This is a genomic window from Acetobacter okinawensis JCM 25146 (assembly GCF_000613865.1).
GTDB lineage: Bacteria > Pseudomonadota > Alphaproteobacteria > Acetobacterales > Acetobacteraceae > Acetobacter > Acetobacter okinawensis.
In genome coordinates this window covers 213283-233807 of sequence record NZ_BAJU01000002.1, presented here as the reverse complement: position 1 = coordinate 233807, position 20525 = coordinate 213283, and the positions used below count along the sequence as shown (strand labels likewise).

The following is a 20525-nucleotide window of genomic DNA, read 5'->3' as shown; positions in this document are numbered from 1 at the left end:
ACCCCATACCTCCCGACATTACCGCCCTTACCGGCATCACACAGGAGATGGTTGCCGGTAAAACCATCGCCCCTGAAGAGGTCGCCCAGTTCGCGGCACAGGCAGCCCTCATCGTCGCCCATAATGCCCGCTTTGACAGGCTGTTTGCCGAACGCTTCTGGAGGGGTTTTCAACACTACCCTGGGCCTGTTCCATGGAAGATGTGCCCTGGCAGGCAGAAGGCTATGAAGGGCGCAGCTTGGCTATCTCGTCATGCAGGCCGGGTGGTTTTTTGAGGGACACCGGGCCGCTGATGATTGTCTGGCGGGTGTTACCTTGCTCACCACGCGTCTGCCTAAAACACAGACCCCGGCCCTCTCCGCCCTGCTTCAGGAAGCGCGACAACCCCGCTGGCAGATCTGGGCAGAAAATGCGCCCTTTGACCTCAAAGAGAAACTCAAGGCCCGTGGCTACCGCTGGAATGACGGCACAGATGGCCGTCCCAAAGCGTGGTTTGCCGAAGTGCCGCAGGCGCAAAAAGAAGACGAACTGCATTTCCTGAAAACAGAGATCTATCTTCGTGCGGTCGCCCTGCTCACCCGTGAAATTACCGCATGGGATCGTTTCTCAGCCCGTGCCTGAAACACGCCCCTTTCCATTCCCATCTTCCTTATTCCTCGACATGGCAACAGCAGACAGGCGGCAGTCGCCTCAAGGCAGACATCGAAGTGGTGATGGTGGCTGCCCGAAAGCGGACGTTTTTAGGTGAACCGTGATAGACGGCGTTTTGAGACAAAGCCGTCATTTCCATGTCACAACTTAAACGTCGGATATTGTCATAAGCTGAATTTCCGGCCATGTCAGCGCGGTGTCGCGTTGCGACTGCAGCTGGTCCGGGAGCGGACTTACAGCTATAAATTGGTCAAGCCGCTGAGCTGAACAATCGGCCTCCGGCAACCATTAAAACGAGTGTGACGTAGGCATTGATCCATATTTTTGCCGTAAGAGAATGAATGGCGAGGGTACCTTTAATCGATGAATGACTTCACGAAAAAACGCTTCGATAGCCGGATTTTTAGTCGAGAAGATAATGGCTCCGCATTTGAGCGCTTTGTGGATGAGTTCCTTCGATTGGAGTCCCCCGAAAAGACCCTTGTTCGTGGATTGGCCCGCGGCGCTGACGGATCAATTGATATTGCTGACGCAAGTCAAAAGTTAGAGCAAATCGTAGAATGCAAGTTTATAGGTGCAGACACAAAGTCGACTGCCACAGAACGTTGGAATGAAGTTAAGGGGCATCTTACAAATAATCTTCTCCCCCTTGCCCAAGGTGAAGAAAAGCGGAGAAACAAATACCGCCCTTGGCTGCGATCTGAAGGAAATCTGCAGACATACACCTTTGTTACTTCCGCAATCTGCGCAAGTACTGATGAGCGCAATCAACTGCGGAAATCGATTAAGTCGTTCTTTACCGAGCAATCCAAATTGCACAACGAGTTGCGCCATCTGGACCAGGTGGTGGTTGATTTGCGATATTGGGATGACCTAGTTGGGAAAAGTGCCAGTTTCGCGCCACTTTTTTATCGCTGGTTCGGTGGCTTCCCGAAGGGCTATGGGGAGATCACGCTTAGCTTCGGCTCTGAGGGAAGTTTCAAGCAGTTCCTAGCAAGTAAACATCTACCTATTTTTCAATGGCTTCATTCCGTTCGGAGCTCGGCCAGAGCTCTGACTCTCGATTAGATTCCATCGTCCAGTTCCTGACTCAAGGGAACGACGCCAGGGCTCATGTAATTTTTGGTCCGGGAGGGGTAGGCAAGACTCGCCTCGCTATCGAAGCCTGCCGGAAAGTGAAACAAGCAGGCTGGTGGCCAATCCGCCTGGATCGCAAGGCAAGTGTATCTGACCTTGACTCAATCTGCCGGAGCCAAGCGGAATCTACGAAACTGCTTCTCTTTGTCGATTATGCCGAAGCATTCGAGGAACTCGATCAACTGTCGGAGGCAGTCGCCAGGCTGGGATATGATGGCAAGCACCGCATCTCCATTCTTGCCTCGACGCGCTCTAGTTCTCTTCAAAAGGTAACTGATCGGCTAGGTGACCTTCATCCAGGAATGACCGATCTTTCGCAGAGAATGGGGCGGGATGAATACCCTGACTGGGTTGTGCGAAAGATCGTTCATCATTTCGGCATTCCTAATTTCGATGAAATCGCCATAACTTGCAAGAATCTTCCGGCAATGGCTGCATTTGCAGGATTTCTCTTTCTTAGGGATCGAGCGCAGTTCGACCGTCAGTTCGGGAATTTGGTCGGAGTTCAAGACTTTGAGGAATGGGCCGCTGTTCGACTCAGAATCCTTGAAGACCGTTTCCCGTCTCAGCATACTCAAGCCTTGCTAGCGGATCTTGTCGTGCGGCTGCCTATGCCGCAGGCTGAGGTGGATGTATTCCGCGCCAATCCGGGTATACAGCGTGATACCTTCGACATCTTGAAAGCTGACCGCTGGATCGAATTCGACGGTGAAGCATACTCGGCGGCTCACGACGTACTGGCGGATACAATCCTCGCGCGCCACTTGTCCGCTATGCCTGGGGGTGAGCAGGATAGAGTCCAGGATATTGCGTTAGCGGCATTTAAGGAAGACCGTCTTGGCCGCTGCATGGCTGCCTTGGATCGACTGGGCGAACATCCCGTATTCGAAAAGTTGTCAGGCAAGGCCCTAGTCAGAGCCTTGATGGACTGCGATAGCGAAAAGACACTGTCGGCCCTACCTTCGCTCATTAGAGGTCGTCTCCTGCATCCTGCGGAGTTGATAGCACTGCTGGCATCCTCCGACGTCTTGAGGGCGCGGCTCGCCAAAGCACCAGAGGCCCATCTAACTATTGCGCGGACCGCCGAATGGGCCGCTACAAAGGGCCGGAACGTTATCGATCGGACGAAGGCTGAATTGGCTTTGGAGGCGCCGCTCGCGAGTGCCGTTGCCTTTCAGCATCCCAGCAACATAATCCTGCGCTTTGCTCACGCGTTTGATCCAGCGCGTTTTCACGACGATGTCATTAATCGGCTTCTTGGAGCCCCAATCAGTCCGGATAGCCACTATCTTATCGTATCACTTTTGAAATGGGGGACGCCGCCGGTCGATGTGCAGCCTCATATGGAGCGATGGCTTGCTACCAACAGCGTGGCAATCAAGGCGAGTTTCGTCTACGATGCGTGGTTAAATGCCACGGGCGAGGTTGATGCGGTTCGCAACCAGCTGCTCCTCTGGGTGGCAGAGCATGGCACAAAACCAGAGGCGCAGTTCGTCTACACCGCCTGGCTGAATGCCCAAGGCGAGGTTGACGCGGTTCGCGAAAAGCTGCTCCTCTGGGTGGTAGAGCATGGCACAAAACCAGAGGCGAGTTTCGCATACGCCGCCTGGCTGAACGCCACGGGCGAGGTTGATGCGGTTCGCGAAAAGCTGCTCCTCTGGGTGGCAGAGCATGGCACAAAACCAGAGGCGCAGTTCGTCTACACCGCCTGGCTCAAGTCAGGTCAGCTGCTAGACCCTATCGAAACGGCGTGCACCGCATGGTTGCGAGAGCATTGGCGCTCTCAAGATTCTGTCTATGTGACCAAGGAGCTATCGAAGTTCCCGAACTTGTCGAGAGACATTGTCGCCTGCATTCTGGCTTGGGCAGGGACGTATCCAGCCAACGAAGATGCGATTTTTCGGCTTAGTCGAGTGAGCAGAGGATTTCACAGACATGCGAATTCTACAAAATTCTCGCAGTTAATCGTCAAGTCGACAAATGTTGTTCTTACTAACATTTTTTTTAAGCGGAAACATTTAAAGGAGGTGCGGCATGCGTGTTCATTCCTGTTCGCAGATTTCTCCAAACTTCAATATCCTCGCGATGGTAATTGGCCGACGATTGTCGAACTGTATTGCGATGGTTTAAGGCATGGATCTGTATTTTTGCCTTTGGATAGCATGCCCCCTGCCACATGGGAAATTATGCTTCGTGAGGCATTTTCTTTGAAAAAACTTGATCCAATCGCAGATGCAGCAGCCATTCGTCATGCTCACGAGTTGATTCAGCAGGTACGTTCGCCAGATGAATACGCAGGCCTGCTATCAAGTGGCTATTTGCCTCAACTGCCCGATGTCAAGGAGGGGCGATAATTGCCCCCTCAAGGCCAGAAAATCTTTCTGCTCAGCTCCAGTTTTGGGCGGGATCGACGCGCAATCCCGATCGTGGCCTGTCGGCTTTGTGGCGAAGCAGCCGTTCAGTCACATGCTTGGAACGGCCTAAGCTGGTCGGTAGGCGTCATGAACCTGAGTTCTGCGAACGGCTATTTTCGGCTATCGCTTCCCGATAACCGACCTTCCGCTCCCCCACCTATGCAGCCTGTCCGCTCACGGAATATGAAGCAGACAGGCGGCATACGCCGTCTTTTTGGTCATCCAGAACGGGGGCTACTCCCCCAAAAGCTGATATCCAAGCGGCTATACAACTTCGAAGCCCATCCTGTCCGAACTGATCTATGTTCGCCTTTCGCAGGACTAAAAACTAACCTCCGTCATCGCCGGCGGGATTTCATTTCTTGGTGCCACGCAAGAAGCTCGTGGATCGGAGGCGACCCCTCACCATCTGGAATAATGACGTCATCCTTTAGCGTGACCACCATAGAATCTGGATCATGGCACCCGATTTGCCAGGCTTCCCGCACGTGAAGCCCGCGCTTTAAAATTGCCCACTCTCGGAGGAGCTGGGGCTTTCCCTTACCATTGAAAATAGCGGGGAGAAGAAAATAGCAACCTAGCGTCACAAATGCGCGCTGAAACAATTCCAGATTCTTGTGATCACTCACGGTCATGGTGGTCATGCGAGCAATGCTTACAAAACGCCTCGCTTCATCGTTTGCGATTGCGTTCATGTCACGACTAATGCAGGCGCGATAATAGTACGGGTTCTTTCTGTCGATCCCTTTGACGATGCTAATGCGTATCTCGTCATTAACATCGTCACGCCCGAAACGATCCTGCCATTCTTCGAAGATAGATTTGGCCGTTTCGGCGCTACTGAAAATCAGGCCCAATAGCGGCGGCTGAGCAGGGCCGACATAGCCATACATCATTCCCTGCCAACCCGCCTTGTCCCAGAGTGACTGGTTGATGACTGAACTAACTGCCAAATCGCGATGGCTGTTCAACTCGCCAAGACCGATGTCCGGCTTTTCGTCGCCCGGTTGTTCAGACAGTTTCCTTGGCTTGATGTCCGGCGCATCATTTTGGAACGCATAGGTTTTCTCGATCAAGTGCTGCCAGTCGGAAATTTGACCAACGTCATTACCGAGAGCTCTACTGCGCAACATTCCCGTCCGGCAAAATAGCGTCGCGCGTTCGAAAGCGCGCTCGATTCCCAACAATTGTTCGAGCACCTTCTCATGGGCTGGTAAAATGATACAATTTGCTAAGACGTAGGTGCCAAGCTTAACGAGATGCTCGTTAAGCTTGGCATGATTATCCACTTCCGACGGATTCCAAGAATCGGGCAGCGTAACGGTCAATTTCCCGCCGGTTGTGCTGAACTCAATTACTGCTTCGGTCGCTGAGCTACTCTGCATGATTTCTATCTGCAAGCCTTCCCTGTGGGCGAACGCCTCCGAATTGAGAAGCGTAGAAAGAAAGGCCTCCAGAAATGAAATGTGTGTCTCGGCCAGCAGGAAGCCGTTCCGATTGCCCTTTGTGACGACCTGAAAATTAATCCCCATGATCCGCGTTTCAATTTTCGGAAGGTCGTTGCTCATCAAAACAATGTGTTTTGGCAGATCGCGGGATGCTGGCTGAGCGGCTATCATCGACATCATATCTTGAATGTTGGAATCCTCGGTGCCTTCAGGAATAGACCCATCGGATTTCAATTTATCTAAGTGCCCGAGCCGATAAAGTAGAACCATCCGGGCCGTAAAGAGACGCAGGGCTTCAAGAATATCAGGAAGTTCCGTCAGCCGTGTTATGTCGTCGCTAGAAACCACCGAGAACAAGCACGATAGCAAGTGATCGAATTCAATGATTTTTTTAGATAGCCGTTCTCGGCTCGCGTCGTCGAGCGGCAAGACATTGTTGGCTGCATGAAGGAATTGTATTCCGCTCAAGAAATCCGCTACATGCCCTAATTGAAGGACGATCATCGTAAACAAGCTGAATGTTGGCACCGCCTCTACAGGTATCGCACCATCTGTTCTGCCTGTGCACATACTTGGGTAATGGCCCCCATCGCCGCCCCTCTAGCAGCCCACAGGAGTCCTGCACCTCGATAACCGACCGCAAGGCAGTATAGCGCGCGGCCTTGTTCCTCACGGCTTTCTTCCTTCATGAAATTGACGACAGAGCGCCCGAGGAATTTGATGCTTTCTATAGGCTTCTCGGCGTTGAGCTTGCGCTCCCCCTGAGAAAGATAGATTTGTGCCGCCTTCAGCTCCTTGCTCCGCTCGGCCATAAACTCAGCAAGTTTTTCGACGAGGTTGTCAAACTCTGCGCTGTCAGGCGCCAACGGCGAGAGAGCCTCTATCATCGAATCCAGCATCTCGACAGGAAACTCGCCCAGTCCCGCAGCCCGATCGATAACGCTGGACAGGCCAACCCAAATATCATCGAAGTTGTCGCGATTGCCGTCGAGGGCGTTTTCATTAAGCCGAAAGAACCAGTGGAGCGCTTCAGCGTAAAGTGCATTGTTCGGGCGGGACTTGTCACTTGCCAATGCAATCAGTTTTGCCTTCAAGCGAGACGATCGTTCTGGAAGCTTCAAAGATCTTGATTCTCGAAGGCCGCCTAGTACTTGGCCCACAAGTAACTGATGTATATTGCAAACCTTGCTAATGTGTTCGGTGCGATCAGTAGCAAAGGCTATCTCTTCGATTTTCTCGTATAGATCCTGCGCCGATTCAACATCGTCGAACCACCAAAACCTCGTCCACGCCAACTGATAGATAGCGCGCAGATGCTGGGAAGTAGCACCGTATTTTTTCGCAAACTCGATTGCCCGCTGAAACCGGCCTTCGGTCTCATATCGCGGCCGCTCCAATCTACAAGAGAGAGTCGCGGCCTCGTAGGTATCGGAAACAGATTGGGTATAGTCAGAATGCGTGTCGCCCATACGCGCAAGCGCCTGTTCAATCTCCGTTAGTGCCTGCTGTTTCTTGAAATCGTTCGGACCAAGCTTCACGCTGTTTGGATCATGCTCTCCCGCCGAAAGGCATTCAAAGGCTAAGTCTTTGTGGCCATGTGAGAAGACGCGGTCCAAAATCCATTCTCTGTCCAAGATGGTCACTGAAACGCCGTGGGCACGCCGCAGTTCATCCTCCACTCGCAGTCTGTCTTTGGCGCGCGTCGGACGGCTGGTAACAAAAAAGATCTTCTCATAGCCTCGATTTGTCCCGACGATGCCTTCCGCATCGGAGCGAACTTTGTTTGCCCAATCTTTCTTTGCGCTGAAAGCAAAGCCCCATTTTGCTTGGCTATTCGATCTATCTCCGACGAACCAGCGTTCAGCAATCTTGTCATCGACGGGATAGGTCTCGGTGTCTACCTTGCCATCCCCGCCACCTTCGGGTCCCGTTTGTGGTCGTAAATTGGGGCAAATTTCACGTTCGGAGAGCTGGCGAGCAAAGTGTTCAAAGTCTTTGTGCTGATTACGATCAGTTAGAGTTTCCAAGTGGTGGCTAAGTTCCGACCGGCTTAGCCGATAAGCATCCGTACTGGCGCTATCCGAATACAGGTAAGGACGTTTCGCCCGCATGAGGTCAGAAGGTTTGTGCCGATTATTCATTATGCAGAACTCTAACAGAATTCGTCTAGCGACGAAGAACTATTTTGCTTGTTGGGCACAGCCTAATTGTTATCGTTCCCGAACATGCAAAATTTCTGATAACACCGGGAGGCGGCCTTTTTCCAATTTCGAAGCCCACAATCTAAATGTCCGCTCTCCTCGGCCGCATGCCCAAATCCAGACTGTCTCCTCTCCCCCCTAACCGGCCGATATTATTGGCCCACAGCGAGTGATGATTGGAGCACGAGATCACAGAAAGAGAAACACGACTGGCCTCTGTGACCTCATGTTCAAATTGAACGCCCCCTTTCTATCCTGCGCCGAATATTCAGAACCGTTGCTGGCGATACACCAACCCGACTGGCAATCTCACGCAAGGTCATTTTCTGACTCTCAGGGGAGGCGAGGATGGCCTCAATCTCCTTCCTGCGCCCTGTGGCCGTATTGTGTCTGGGCTTGGGCGGACATGTCGTTTGCACAGGATCGGGGGATTCCGGAGTCTCAGTCTCCCTGATGTGCGTTTTCAGTTCTTCAGTCTCACTGATATGGGTCAGCCGAATAGCTGCCAGATCACGCAGGATCGCTTCCAGATTTGTCGCTTCCGACATCTGGCGGCCTTTCCTTGTGTCCATCTGAAAACTGACCCGCTTCATCAGATCATCAATCGTGTTGATGGGGAGTTCAAATTGAACAAGATCAGCCAGAATCACCATACGCTTCAAAACAGCCTCGGGCATGACATCCCCGTCCTGACTGGCTTGTCTGTAGGCACGCCTTACAAACTGGCGATCTTCTCGCAATGTGGTCCAGTGGTTCAGTTCCGCAAGAGCGTTATCAATCGTTTTCGGGAATGGAAGAGCGGACCGCAACGCCTCCAACGCGCTTGAGGACCACTCATATCCTGCACGCCATCCTGGCAGAGCGTAGCTTTGCACAGCTTCAACGAGAATATGCTCGTCAGGCATCGCATGGAACAGCCTTCCCTCATAACGTCCTGTGATCTCATTCGCCTGATCACGCAAAGCCTGACGGTGCGCCTTAAGTGCCGTCTTTTTGGCTAAGGCCTCCTCTGCCTCCTGCCTCTGGGTTTCTTTTTCACGTTGCTGTCGTTCCCGGACCTCCCGAGCCTTGTGCACATTCCCACCGGCCAGAAGGACTGGAATATCCTCCAGCACATAACCATGCCGCCCAGCAATCGCGCATGCTCTGTCCTTTGCCGCAGCGCGCTCCCCTGCTGAACCACCACGCTCAACAAGGGTCCAGATTTTTCGCAGCCGTTCAAGATCAAGCATCATGATATGGACGCCTCGCGTTCAAATTGAACACAGGCAGTTTGGTCAATCAGAACAAAGTCATGCCTGTGGGGATTTATCGGCATCAAGGGAAGCTCGGAGAGATATAAAGTCCCCAAGCCGGACAGTGTGCGAAACACCGTCACCAGTGATACGCCACAGAGTCTCGGGGTGCTGGAACCCGTTCTGACAGACTTCGTTTTGGAAGAAGAAGGAGTCAAAAACGGTGGTTTTCGGATTGCCGTCAAGCACCCATCTTTGTCAGTCATGATGACATACCCAAAATGCGGCTTTTTGATGAGTCGATTGCTGCTGTCAGACGCTGGATGGTTGAGACAGACACCCCCATGACCTGAGCAATCTGACCATTGGTCTGACCTGTTGTTGCCAGCATTCTGACATGGGATTTCTGCGCTGCCGTGAGCTTGGGTTTACGCCCAAGCCTCACCCCGGCCTCACGGGCGGCTGCCAGACCAGCAATGGTTCTCTCCCTGATAATCTCTCGCTCAAACTCCGAAAATCCCGCAAGAATGGTCAGAAACAACCGCCCATTGGGCGTATGCGTTTCAACACCAATATTGATAATCCTCAGCTTGATACCGCGCTCATTCAAGATCCGGATCAGGCCAATGACATCCACGGTATCCCGACCAAGGCGATCGAGTTTGGCCGCAACCAGACAATCTCCTGACTGAAGGGTTTTCAGAAGACAGGAGAGACCAGGCCGGTGAAGGGCCGGCACACCACCTGAAATCACATCCTGTGTAATCTGCTCATCAGAAAGCCCCTCCTGCCGCAAAACCAAAATCTGCGGATCATTGGTCTGATGCTCTGTCGAAACCCTGACATACCCATAACGTCGCATGACCCATAAACCCCCTTTTTGACCCGGAATTTCTTACATCTTCCGCATGGTACGGGAGATGTTCAAAAACCACGGATTCTGCTCACACCATTCAGTGTAGTGTGGCGTGAGAAGGATTTCATATTTCCGGAACACGGCATGCCGTCTCAAAGTATGTTGGTAAAGGTCAGAAAATAATGTGTCTTGATTTAAAGAAATCTCGTTTTATGCACCTCTCGATTGCAGCCCTGTCCTTTTTGACTATGGGCGGGGTGAGTTTGACTTTGGCATCGGCAGACTCACCGAAAGAAGCCAAGACCCGTTACGGACTGGCCTCTGGAACCGGTCCTCTCAATACCTTGCTGATTAACGGCCAGCCCACAACGCCAAAAATTGCCGGGAATAGTGCGCTTTTTGTCCAGAAAATCGCGGAATCCGGCGACACGGATGTCGTTCTTTTAACATCCGTTGGCGGTCAGGCTTGTGACGCTCAGTATTCAATCCTTCAGGTCACGCCGAACGGAATCAAGACGCCCACACCATTCTTCGGGAATTGCTCAACTGCCAAGCCGTCCATTTCCGGGAGCAAGATCACACTGAAATTTCCGCGCAATATCGGGAAATACGCCACCACGCCGGCCGAAGTCGATGTTTACGATCTGGCAACCGGAATCCTGACAAAAAACGGCAAGAACATTCCCGCTGCCTGCAAGCTGGATGATGGCGTTTGCCAAGGGTGATTTCACCTTAGTCTTTAATCTTTTGCCCCACACTTAAATCGAAATCTGCTGAGAGAATCATGAACGCTCGCTCTATACTCACCATCTCCAGAATGGCCGCTCCTGTATTTGGACTTCTCGCACTGCTCCCCTTGGTCGGGTGTGGCGAGAGTGGCCCTTCTCTGGAAGAACTTCAGTCCATAATCTCTCAAAACTATGCGGATGCTGTGGAAGGTAACAGGTCATTCGGAGACATTCTGGGTCACAACCATCCGACACCCCCGGTCGTCAAGGTCACGGAACGGACGTGTGAAGCGCGGGGTTCCTATGAGTTTCATGGTAAAAAACTGCCAATCTTCCGTTGTGATGTGACTTTCAAAGTGGGGGAAGATCAGCAGAAACAGAAGCTCGATTACGTCAAAATCGAAGGGAAATGGAGCCAATACGAAGAATAAGGCGATTTATTATCCGCCAGTCACAAAAAAGGAATTTGATTGATGCTGATCAGAGATGTTGACCTGAAATTCTACACAGCAAAAGGATACCTTGCCGTTGCTGGCGGCTTCGTTGCCATTGTTCTCCTGACCTGCCTTCTTGGTGGGCTTTCAAACGGCGGGCCAGTCGGCGTTATTCTCGGCATTTTCTGCGTCGGGGGTGGCGGATGGCTTGCTCGCAAAATTGCCAGAGCGATCAGCGGTGATCCTCTGGTTTCATTTCCAAAGATGTATGGGGAGATTTTTGCTCACCCGCCTATCCAGATCAATTACCGGCTTGATGTGGATGATTACCTCACCGCCATCTGTTACGATGGTGAATTCCTCTACATCATTGAGAAGAACAAAATAGTCTCTTTGAAATGGAGTGATGTCCGTCAATGGGATTGGGCCATTATCACGCCACAGAAGCAAACCACGATCGGAGGCTCCCCAGGCCAGGCATTCCAGGGTTTTGTTAATGACTCCTTTGCCAATCTGGCGCCCACCCTCAAAGCATGAAAAACAGCGGTATCCGGTTGACCGTCAAGAATCTCGATCATCCGCAATGGTTCTACAATACAGGCAAGGACAAGAACGCCGAAGCCGTATGCCGGAAGTGGGAAGAAATCTTCCAGCAATTCAATGATGGCACTCTCGCGATTGCACGCTGATCAACGGTAAAAAATAAGGGGGGCAGAATCATGGGGCCAGAAGAATTAGCGATCATCATGAGTCCCCAGTTCATCAACGCGACATTTCGTGCGGGTGAAGACTGGTATTATGGGATGCTCGCACGCACCCAAGAGGCAAACCGTCTGGCCCAGCATCGCCATTCGTTTGAAGTCGCCAACGCTCGATACGCTGTTGTAAATCACCAGCTTCTCCATGACGCACGCGAGCAAAATGCAAAATGGAAAGCCTTTGCGAACGATCTGGTCAGGAAGCATGATGACTATGCTGTCTTGGCAAAGCATCTTCTGGATGAAGAAATCGCCGGTCGGAAAGCGGAAACAAACGCGAAGCGCGCGGTAGAACAGCAACTGGCGGATGAGAAGGCCCGTTCTGCCGGCAAGGATAACGAAATCGCGCAGCTTAAACAGGATTGGAATTGGTTTAGCAATACTCTGGATACGACACATGCGGCTCTGACCTCTGAACAGCAGAAGGTGGCGGCTCTTCAGGCAGAGAATGAAAACTTGAGGGCCGCACTTTCTGCGGCAGAAAGCGATCGTCAGCGTCTTCAAGAGGACAACGCGGCGTTGCTGTCTGCCGCTGATCATTTTGAACAAGAATGTAAAGACCTGAAATCTGATCTGGCGCGAAGCCAACAGGCTCTACGAGAGGAAGAAGCCGAGCATCTGAACCTTTCTCATGATCTAAAAAACGTGCATCTGGTCAACAAAGCCCTTTCGTCCGCATCTTTATTAGCAATGGTCCTGATGGAGCAGACACACGCGTTGTGGACGGTTCAAGGCAAGCCTTCCATGATGGAGCACTCTCTTGGGTCGCATTACCGGACTGACGGTCACCCTCTAATCGTGCGCGAGTATCTTTGGTTTGCAACGCTGATGCGGGAGATGGTGGCCCGGAACATTCCAGATCACCTGATCAGCGCACATTGCCCAGTTGCACAGAGGGGCGATTTCCTGACCCGTCCCGTCACGATCCAAGAGAAAAGACCCGATTGATCCTCCTGACACCGGAATAAAATGAAGGAATAACCATGGCACAGACTGATCATGCGTCCTCTCGGATGAACCTCTATGCCGGGTGGCTGACGGTTGACGGGCAGTGTTATCCCTTTGGGGCCGAAACCAAGCGGCGTTGCCTCCAGATGATTGCGCAATTTATCTGCTCCATGGCTGAAATGCATGCTGAAGATCAGCGCAAATATCCTGACACCGCATTGCTCTGCCCTTATTGGTATTCAGGCGTTTATACAAACTCAGAGATACGCAGGCTGGCTTCTGACGAAACTCTTGATCCAGACATGCTCGATGACATGATGCAGCACGCGCTTGATGATTATTTCAGCAATCCGGACATTAAAATAACAGCCCTTGTCTCACCACTCCTCGTCCCAGTCGTTGGTCAGACTGTTGGTGACACTCTGTTTATTGCAATGCTGGATAAAGACCACGACTTTGCTGGCTATGTCACCACGGAAGAGGAAGTGGCCGAACGCTGGCTGACAGAGTATGTCGCGCAAGTCTTTGGGCCCTCTGTGGGGAAACCCGGTATGAGTGTTGATGCAGCAAAAAAATATCTTAAGGGCAAAGGGCTTATACATATCTGCCCCCTCCCCCTTTCTCCTAACCTCAAGATGGTCTTTTCCCTGGCGGCCCTGACCCCACAGGCCGCCTGAAAACAGCGTCATTATTCTCTTAAATCTGAACTTTCGATTCCGCGCGTCGGCACCCGGAAAACGAGAATTTTATGGTCAAAATAACGCAGAAATCCGCCATTTTCTGAAAAATTATTTTCTCTGAACGATTTTTTTGACAGAAAAAATTTGCACGAAAAATGAGATCCAACCGCACATCTCTTAGACTCAAGGAGTCACTAAAACAGCGGAGAGAAAAATGAATAACCTTTACCCAAACTGGAATGGTTACGACTTGCGCCTGTCTGTCACAACACAGCAGACCCTTCAGGCCATGCAGGCACAGGCTGCCGAAAACGCTTTCCTGAATGATCTGCTCTTCATCACCCTTGACGACAGACCCGTCCGCAAGCTTCTGGGCAATCTGGAAGCATTGCGTCCGGATCCAGAAAACACACTGCTGGTCCAACCTCTCACAAGCCTCACAGGCGCTAGCCTAGTGTCCCTCAACCACCCCCATACCGCCCTCGACTTTAAGGATGAGCAGAACATCCTGACCGTCCATGAAACCAAAATCCTCCAATGGGCCTCAAAAACCCTTGATCAGGACGGTGAAAACATCTTCATCGCCATGATCGCCGCCCGCCTGTTCATGGGCGCACGCCCTGGTGCGCTTCATACCTATCGGGCACAGGTTGATGTCGACCGGATCCTCCCAGCCCTTCCTAATACGATGACCCTTATGGCGTTTCTGGGAGAACGACCCGAGGAGGTCCCAAACTGGGAAGAACTGCTGGATGCTTTTGCCCGCGCAACAGACATCGGAGATAACAGGATCGGGCGTTTGTCGTTCCTTTTGGCCAATGTCCTGTTTTCTGTCATGGAAAACTTGCCTGATGCTTATCATGTTGCCGAGCGCTCCAAAGGTTTCCTCGACAGAACAGGGGAGATCGAAAATCGTCTTTTCAGCATTCTGGACACAATCCCACCCTGCTATTTCCAGCCCTTCATGACTACGCCGACACATTTCACACGCCCCCCTCTGGGAAGCAGTGGCAGAATAACAACCAGCAAAGGACCAGGCCCCAAACAAGTCCGTTCTCGTTCTCCAAGGCCCCGGTGGGGATAACACCACCCCATATTACCACTCGGGTTCATGGCGCGGCCCTCGAGGCCGCGTTTCTTTTATCGCTTCCTTTTTCCACACCTCTTCTTGCCTTTGATCCTGTGCGGGCACACGACGTGACACTCCATCAAACCTTTGTTTTGCAAAAGACTTCGAAATTTGCGGTAGAAAAGAGGAATCTTGTTTTGGTTGGGCAAATACGACCTCTGACGCGATCGTCCGCGTCCTGATCTCATGCGCCACGGCCTCTTCAGCCGAACGCGCCTCGGCCCATGCCTGCCGGTTCACCACGAAGTCAGCCGCATTCTGTTTTGCTGAAGATTGCTGTCCTTCCAGAATAATCTGCCTGATGGCCATTTCTGGTGTCAGGGTCTGCGTTTGTTCGTCCTCCTGATCCAGCGCATCAGGCGCCTCCAACCGACCTGCGCCATCAATATCCACAACCACCCCGTCCCGCCGGATCTGGTTCTTTTGATAAAGATGCGCCATGCGCGCCGTATCGGTATAGAGTGTGCAGGCCTGACGATGCCGCGTCATGGCCACATAAAGCAGTTCCCGATCCAACCCCGCACGATTGAGGACAAAGGCCCGATCCACACTGGCCCCTTGGGCAGAATGAAGTGTCACCGCATAGGCATGTTGCACCTTAATCGGACGTTCTTCTTTGTGACCCTTGGAATGGTGGCCAACAGGGATCAAATCTACCCAGCGTGTCGTCACCTCAAAACCCCGGTCAAAAACAAGACAGAGAACCGGTTCTCCATCAGGGTCCCGATACACCGCCTTCACCGTTGCCAGATCATTATTGCGCGCCAGATACGCCCCGGCCTTTAGGGTTTCTCCAAAGATGAGCCGATCACCAGCGACCAGAGGCAAGGCTTCGACGACGGGTTTGCGTCCACGCGCAGTTGCCTCAACGGTAATCTCACACGCGCCAGCATGGTCCCCCTTACTGATCAGCACAGAACGTAACGCCTGATTAAGGCTTTCACTTCAGCATGAGTGCGGGCCAGAACCAACCGTGTATCTTTCGGGTTCTCGATAACATCCTGACAGACCGCATCAACCAGTGTCTGCCGCAACGCCTCGCCTTCCCCTATGATGATGCGACCATGGGCGTCATAAGCCCTTACCGCCTGTTCGACGTGCCCGGCGGCCAAAGCCTGACTGGCCTGTCTTTGCCATATCTCTTTCTGGCGCCTAATGGCTTCCAGTCTTTGTGTCCCCAGTGTCTCCGCCAATAACCGCATGGGAGATCCGGGAGCCACCGGTTTGAGTTGCCGTGTGTCCCCCGCCACAATGACCTTGGCTCCCGCTTTGGACGTCACCTCAAGAAGCTCCGCCATTTCCATGGTGCCAACCATGCCGCCCTCATCAAGGATCACCACATCATGGCGCGCTAATGTTATGGCCTGCGCATGATCAGGATCTTTCAGACGATTCAGAAAACTCCGCAGAACAGCAGCCTGTGCCGGGGGTGTTTGCGTATCCTGCGCAATGACAGAGACCGCTTGATGGGAAGGCGCTGTTACCCAGACCCGACAGCCCGCCTCCCGTGCCACGGCTGCCGCTGTTCCCAGACTGTAGGATTTCCCAGTGCCAGCGGATCCTTCAACGACACTCACCCCATCGCGGTTCAGAGCATGACGCACCAGATCGGCCTGTTCCTCTGAAAGGGTTTCTCTCTTTGCCAGAACGCCTTCCAGTCTGTCTCGTGACACAAAGACCCGTTCATCGCGACGATTGGTGGCAAGACGCACAAGCGCACGTTCCGCATTGATCACCTCTGGTGTGGCGTAATGCAGGTTTCTGGTCTGGGAGAGAGCGTTCCCCGTTACCTCAATCAGATACTCCGACCGACGGGCGGCGCAGGCTTCTTCCAAGGCCTGTGCCAACGTCAGCCTGCGTCCCTGACAGTGTTCCAAAACTGTGCCGATCAGATGCCGATCTTCAAACACGGCGTCTGTCTGGGTCAGTTCCTCAAGGGCGCAGGCAAATACCGTTTGGGGATCCTGTGATGGAACCTCTTCCAAGCCTGTCGCGGCCAAAGCACACTCCCATAGAGCCTCTGGTGTCCATCCCTCCTCCCGGACTTCCTGTTCCCACCGCGTCCGCAAAACGGCCCGTGACGGCAGCTCTGATTTGGCCCCACGCGTGTTCCGCGAAATATGTTCAGCCGCTTCCCTATGATGGGCTGTCTGTATCCCTCTATGACGCGCTTCCTGTTCAATGGCCGCCCGTCTCTTTGAGAAGCGCTCTTCCACACTGGGCGCCACACCGGCCACACGGAAATTCCGACCATCCTTGAGTGTTGTCAGACCAAGGTCCCGCTCCAGCGCCTTACTCAATGCCAGACGATAGACGGCGCCCATTTCCTGTTGGTGCAAAAGCAGTTCCCGATTATCGAGCGTGCCGGTTGAGCCATCTTTACGGCGACACACATTCATCAACACCGCATGGGTATGGATCTGAGGATCCCCCGCACGACTGGTGGTGTGCAAAAATGTGCCGGCCATTAACTCGGCGGGCGTTTCTTTCTGACCGCCATTGTGACCCCTTCGCGTGACAATCAGGCTTGTTGTAAAGGCATACTCAAGTGCCGCAAAAACGGCCTTTTCTTGCGCCGCTTCAATCTGATTGCGTTGGCTCTCTGTTCCCATGGCCCACAAAACCGATACCGATTTAGGGGCTGCAAATTGCAGATCATACCCCACACGACGTTGCCCTTTGCTCTGCACCAGAGCCTGCCCCGTCAACGGATCGTATCCCCTCGCCAATGCCCTGAAATCTGATGGACTGACCTCTGCCTTTTGCTCAACAAACGGAAGGCTTTGTCCCGGAAGTTTACAAACAGTGGTCCACCAGATGCCGGGCTTTTCACCGGTGCCATTATCCAGATAATAGGCAGCCCGATCCCGTCCTGACCAATCACCACGTTTCCGAGGAGCACGCGCAGGACGTTCCCCCTCCCCTGTCAAAACGCTTTGCGCCGTGAGATCCTCATTCACTGCGTCAATATAATATTCGACATCCGATAAGGCCGTGCAGGTAAACATGCTTTATATGTCCTGAGCAGACTGAGTGTCTGATCAGGATAGCGTCGCCTGAAAAGGATCACCTGTTCCTCTCAGGCCACATCAGGAAGACCGGCAGAAAGCTCAAAAGAATTCCACTTAGTGCTCGGAATCCTCCGCAAAACTATCTGAAATGCTAGACACCTCTTCACAATGGATTCTGCAAAACAAACGGCTTTTTCCTGCCGGAAAATCTGCGCCATTGCTTCCTAAAAGCATCGAAGATGCGTGGTGTGTTGCTAATTTCTAAAGGGAACGGGAACAATGCAAAGGACTGTATGAAACCAGACCATGTCTTCGAAGAGGTGAGGGTTGCTGTGAGGGCGGATACACTCTGCGTATCAGGATCCTGTCAGGTCATGGGAAAAGAACACACTCTTTTATTCTATGACACCCTGTTCCCTGAAACTCTGTTGCATCACAGGAGGGATACTCATGCCCCGCAAAGACAAGATTTCTTCAGTTACAATGGTCGGCACGATTGAAGATCTAATTGCCGATCTGGAAAATGAACGCAAAGAGCGTGCCGCCAGAAAACCGGCCACAGCCTTTGGTGTCATCACACAGATTTATCCAACCCTTCTCAGTATGAAGGCCGATGGCTGGTCAGATATGGAAATCTGCACCACGCTCAAAACACGGGGCATCACCCTCAGCCCTGGAACACTCTCCACATACATGAAGAAAATTGGTCGGGAAAAACGAACCATAAAGCCAAAACCACCGCGCACACCCAAAGTGGATTCCGCGACACCGTCTCCTCCATCGCCCTCCATGCGCGGCTTTACCTCCCAGCCACCGCCACTTCTGGACGCCTGAGGTCATCTGGATCTCCCAGTGTCGTCTCATCACCCCTCCCACGATCTGAGTTTTTCATAAGACGACCCTACACTCTTGATTGGGAAGGCACTGAAGCCATCCCAATCAAAAGGACATAGGTTATGAAACAGGCTGTCAAACGCCTCGTGCTGATCGTTTCTGGCAAAGGCGGCGTTGGGAAAACAACCTTTGCCCGCCTTCTGGTCGATACTTATCACACCCGAAAAATACAGGCCTCCCTCTTTGATGCTGATGGTCAGGTGGGTGGGCTGGCCCGCACCTATCAGGATCTGGGTGTTCTGTTTTACGACCTGAGGCAGGAGAGAGAACGCGATACGCTTCTCAATTCCATTGATACCGACAAGGCCGTCATTCTGCATGATCTACCGGGTGGATCACGGTTTGAAATTTCGAAGATCATTGATACCGGCGATGGTAGAAGCGTCGAAGGGTTTCTGACCGCCCTGACGGAAAACCATGTCCGTCTTACCCTTGTGCATCTTCTGGATCATGAGATCGAGAGTGCCCAATCCGTCGGCCAGTATCTGGAAACCTTCGGCACAGATCTGGTCGACCATGTCGCCGTTCTCAATCTCCGGGAAAGCCGCGACCTGCGCAATGACTTCCCATACTGGTATGGTCATGAGGTCTCAGGCAACGCCGTTACGGTAAAGCGCGAGAGCGCCTCCTCTCTGCGGGCGGTGTGGAAATCACCATGCCCGGTCTCCACGCGGCCACCCGCGCCAAGGTCAACGCCCTGAACCTTCGATATGCTCAATGTCTGAAGCACCCGGACCTGACCATTACAGAACGGAGTGCCGTCTCTCGCTTTCTGCGCGACTTTCATAAAAGTCTGACCCCGGCAGCAACCTTTCTTGGTCTGGAATGAGGAGGCAGCCATGACGATTTTTGACGATACGGCCAAGGCCCTGAAGATGTCTCCCAAAGACCGCAAATGTGTCTGGGCCACTCTGGGGGATCTGGGCCTGAGCCCGGATGATCCGGAAGTCGTGCGCCTCTTGGTCACAGAATACACTAAAACAACCTTGAACGCGCTCTCTGCCGATCTGGAACAGGCGACGACCAAAGCCCTCCGCGCTTTTGAAACCGCCCAGTCTCAGACAGAGGCAAGCGCTCAGGCCCGTCTTGCCGCCCGACAGGCTGAACTGGCCCAGACCCTGGCACAAACGATTGCCACCCGCCTCGAAGACAGTCTGGAACGACAGACATGCGTGAAAGAGCAACACCTCATGATCACACAGTGGGGCATAGGGCCGGTTTTGGTCGGGCTGGGATTCTGGTTGGCAAAACTCTGTGAAGGCGGTTCTGCCGGCACGTATGACACACTCTCCGTCAGGCTGGCGTCTTACGACCCGTGGGCGCTTTTGGCCGCAGGTCCAATGCTGTTTGTGATCCTGCGTCTTCTCATTGGCTGGACGGTTAGAAACCGCCTGATCAGAGCCCTTCTGGTGCTGCCTCCCCTTGACGACGTGCGTCACTGGAGGAAAGACCGCGATTGAGGACCTTCATCACTGACAGCCCTATTCAAATAAAGGGAATTAAAAAATGTTTCTCCAACAATCTCTATTTTATAGAGCCATGGTTCCTATAGCTCACAGATATGCACGCCCGCCTAATAACACCATGTCCCGTGCTCCGATATGCATGACATGGTCAACTATGCTTGGGTTCTCATACCGCATCAGCATACGCAGATCTTTATCTCCTGTGATCGTTGCCAGTTCAAAGCAATCACGATGTAACGGGATCACCCTAGCATATGAAAGAGCGCTTAGGTCATTTTAACAAACACTACATATTGATATTTTTACCAGAAAATGTATATATGTAGTAAGTCTAGCGGGCCGATGCGTGCGCTGGGCGGTTTATAGGGGATAGACTCGCGTCCGTTCCCGGAAGCAATTCCGGCAAGCGCGTTATAAATTGAGAGTTGTGGAGCCAAACGGTTGAAACCTCCTGCATGAAAGCCCCCTTGGGGCATGCAGGGCCAAAGGTAGAGACCTCGCCTGCGGAGTAGCAGCCGCCGTTAGGCGCTCGACA

The 20525-nt window shown here is 52.7% G+C and carries 20 protein-coding genes; 14 read left to right on the top strand and 6 right to left on the bottom strand.

Annotated elements, in window-relative coordinates:
* The 4 genes from JCM25146_RS23280 to JCM25146_RS02430 all read left to right on the top strand — a co-directional run.
* The coding region (locus JCM25146_RS23280; protein ID WP_277909530.1) for an exonuclease domain-containing protein at positions 1 to 275 on the top strand (275 nt) is incomplete at its 5' end.
* Between the two features lie 40 nt (positions 276 to 315).
* A complete protein-coding gene (locus JCM25146_RS23275; RefSeq protein ID WP_242400862.1) occupies positions 316 to 621 on the top strand; it encodes a hypothetical protein in 306 nt (101 codons plus the stop codon).
* A gap of 393 nt (positions 622 to 1014) precedes the next feature.
* Complete coding sequence (locus tag JCM25146_RS02435; RefSeq protein WP_025825628.1) at positions 1015 to 1719, top strand: hypothetical protein; 705 nt, start codon at positions 1015 to 1017, stop codon at positions 1717 to 1719.
* 107 nt (positions 1720 to 1826) lie between these two features.
* Positions 1827 to 4142 carry a hypothetical protein gene (locus JCM25146_RS02430; RefSeq protein WP_148298945.1) on the top strand — a complete coding sequence of 772 codons (2316 nt, stop codon included), beginning with the start codon at positions 1827 to 1829 and terminating at the stop codon, positions 4140 to 4142.
* A 398-nt stretch (positions 4143 to 4540) separates the two neighbouring features.
* On the opposite strand, the gene JCM25146_RS02425 is transcribed toward JCM25146_RS02430, so the two are convergent.
* From JCM25146_RS02425 to JCM25146_RS02410, 4 genes are all read right to left on the bottom strand, one after another.
* Positions 4541 to 6163, bottom strand: coding sequence for a hypothetical protein (locus JCM25146_RS02425; protein WP_159101945.1), 1623 nt, complete (start codon positions 6161 to 6163; stop codon positions 4541 to 4543).
* 20 nt (positions 6164 to 6183) lie between these two features.
* A complete protein-coding gene (locus JCM25146_RS02420) occupies positions 6184 to 7677 on the bottom strand; it encodes a hypothetical protein (protein WP_159101944.1) in 1494 nt (497 codons plus the stop codon).
* Between the two features lie 404 nt (positions 7678 to 8081).
* Complete coding sequence (locus JCM25146_RS02415; protein WP_025825622.1) at positions 8082 to 9086, bottom strand: hypothetical protein; 1005 nt, start codon at positions 9084 to 9086, stop codon at positions 8082 to 8084.
* Positions 9087 to 9348: 262 nt separating this feature from the next.
* Positions 9349 to 9948, bottom strand: coding sequence for a recombinase family protein (locus JCM25146_RS02410; protein WP_025825621.1), 600 nt, complete (start codon positions 9946 to 9948; stop codon positions 9349 to 9351).
* Between the two features lie 176 nt (positions 9949 to 10124).
* On the opposite strand from JCM25146_RS02410, the gene JCM25146_RS20530 reads away from it, so the two are divergent.
* The 7 genes from JCM25146_RS20530 to JCM25146_RS02375 all read left to right on the top strand — a co-directional run bounded on the left by JCM25146_RS20530 (position 10125) and on the right by JCM25146_RS02375 (position 14574).
* On the top strand, positions 10125 to 10667 hold the full coding sequence (locus JCM25146_RS20530) for a hypothetical protein (protein ID WP_148298942.1): 543 nt from the start codon (positions 10125 to 10127) through the stop codon (positions 10665 to 10667).
* Positions 10668 to 10726: 59 nt separating this feature from the next.
* Positions 10727 to 11101, top strand: a complete 375-nt coding sequence (locus tag JCM25146_RS02400; protein WP_148298941.1) for a hypothetical protein — start codon at positions 10727 to 10729, stop codon at positions 11099 to 11101.
* A 42-nt stretch (positions 11102 to 11143) separates the two neighbouring features.
* The gene (locus tag JCM25146_RS02395) at positions 11144 to 11641 is read left to right on the top strand and encodes a hypothetical protein (protein ID WP_025825613.1); all 498 of its coding nucleotides are present in this window, start codon (positions 11144 to 11146) and stop codon (positions 11639 to 11641) included.
* Entirely contained in the window at positions 11638 to 11793 is a 156-nt protein-coding gene (locus tag JCM25146_RS22355) for a hypothetical protein (protein WP_159101943.1), read from the top strand. The genes JCM25146_RS02395 and JCM25146_RS22355 overlap by 4 nt, the downstream gene beginning before the upstream one ends.
* Positions 11794 to 11823: 30 nt before the next feature.
* A complete protein-coding gene (locus JCM25146_RS02385; RefSeq protein ID WP_025825611.1) occupies positions 11824 to 12810 on the top strand; it encodes a hypothetical protein in 987 nt (328 codons plus the stop codon).
* Between the two features lie 35 nt (positions 12811 to 12845).
* On the top strand, positions 12846 to 13487 hold the full coding sequence (locus JCM25146_RS02380) for a hypothetical protein (RefSeq protein WP_148298940.1): 642 nt from the start codon (positions 12846 to 12848) through the stop codon (positions 13485 to 13487).
* A 217-nt stretch (positions 13488 to 13704) separates the two neighbouring features.
* The gene (locus JCM25146_RS02375) at positions 13705 to 14574 is read left to right on the top strand and encodes a hypothetical protein (protein ID WP_025825608.1); all 870 of its coding nucleotides are present in this window, start codon (positions 13705 to 13707) and stop codon (positions 14572 to 14574) included.
* A gap of 12 nt (positions 14575 to 14586) precedes the next feature.
* Here the strand turns inward: JCM25146_RS02375 and JCM25146_RS02370 are convergent, their stop codons facing one another.
* Both JCM25146_RS02370 and mobF read right to left on the bottom strand, forming a co-directional pair.
* The gene (locus JCM25146_RS02370; protein WP_025825606.1) at positions 14587 to 15534 is read right to left on the bottom strand and encodes an ATP-binding domain-containing protein; all 948 of its coding nucleotides are present in this window, start codon (positions 15532 to 15534) and stop codon (positions 14587 to 14589) included.
* Positions 15528 to 17627, bottom strand: a complete 2100-nt coding sequence (mobF, locus tag JCM25146_RS22350) for a MobF family relaxase (RefSeq protein ID WP_025825604.1) — start codon at positions 17625 to 17627, stop codon at positions 15528 to 15530. Before mobF ends, JCM25146_RS02370 begins: the two co-directional genes overlap by 7 nt.
* A gap of 453 nt (positions 17628 to 18080) precedes the next feature.
* Between mobF and JCM25146_RS02360 the strand changes: the two genes are divergently transcribed.
* The 3 genes from JCM25146_RS02360 (at position 18081) to JCM25146_RS02350 (ending at position 19984) form a co-directional block, all read left to right on the top strand.
* Entirely contained in the window at positions 18081 to 18464 is a 384-nt protein-coding gene (locus JCM25146_RS02360; protein ID WP_025825602.1) for a hypothetical protein, read from the top strand.
* A 122-nt stretch (positions 18465 to 18586) separates the two neighbouring features.
* On the top strand, positions 18587 to 19225 hold the full coding sequence (locus JCM25146_RS16620; protein WP_242400861.1) for a nucleotide-binding protein: 639 nt from the start codon (positions 18587 to 18589) through the stop codon (positions 19223 to 19225).
* A 138-nt stretch (positions 19226 to 19363) separates the two neighbouring features.
* Positions 19364 to 19984, top strand: a complete 621-nt coding sequence (locus tag JCM25146_RS02350) for a hypothetical protein (protein WP_148298939.1) — start codon at positions 19364 to 19366, stop codon at positions 19982 to 19984.
* Positions 19985 to 20525: the final 541 nt, after the last annotated feature.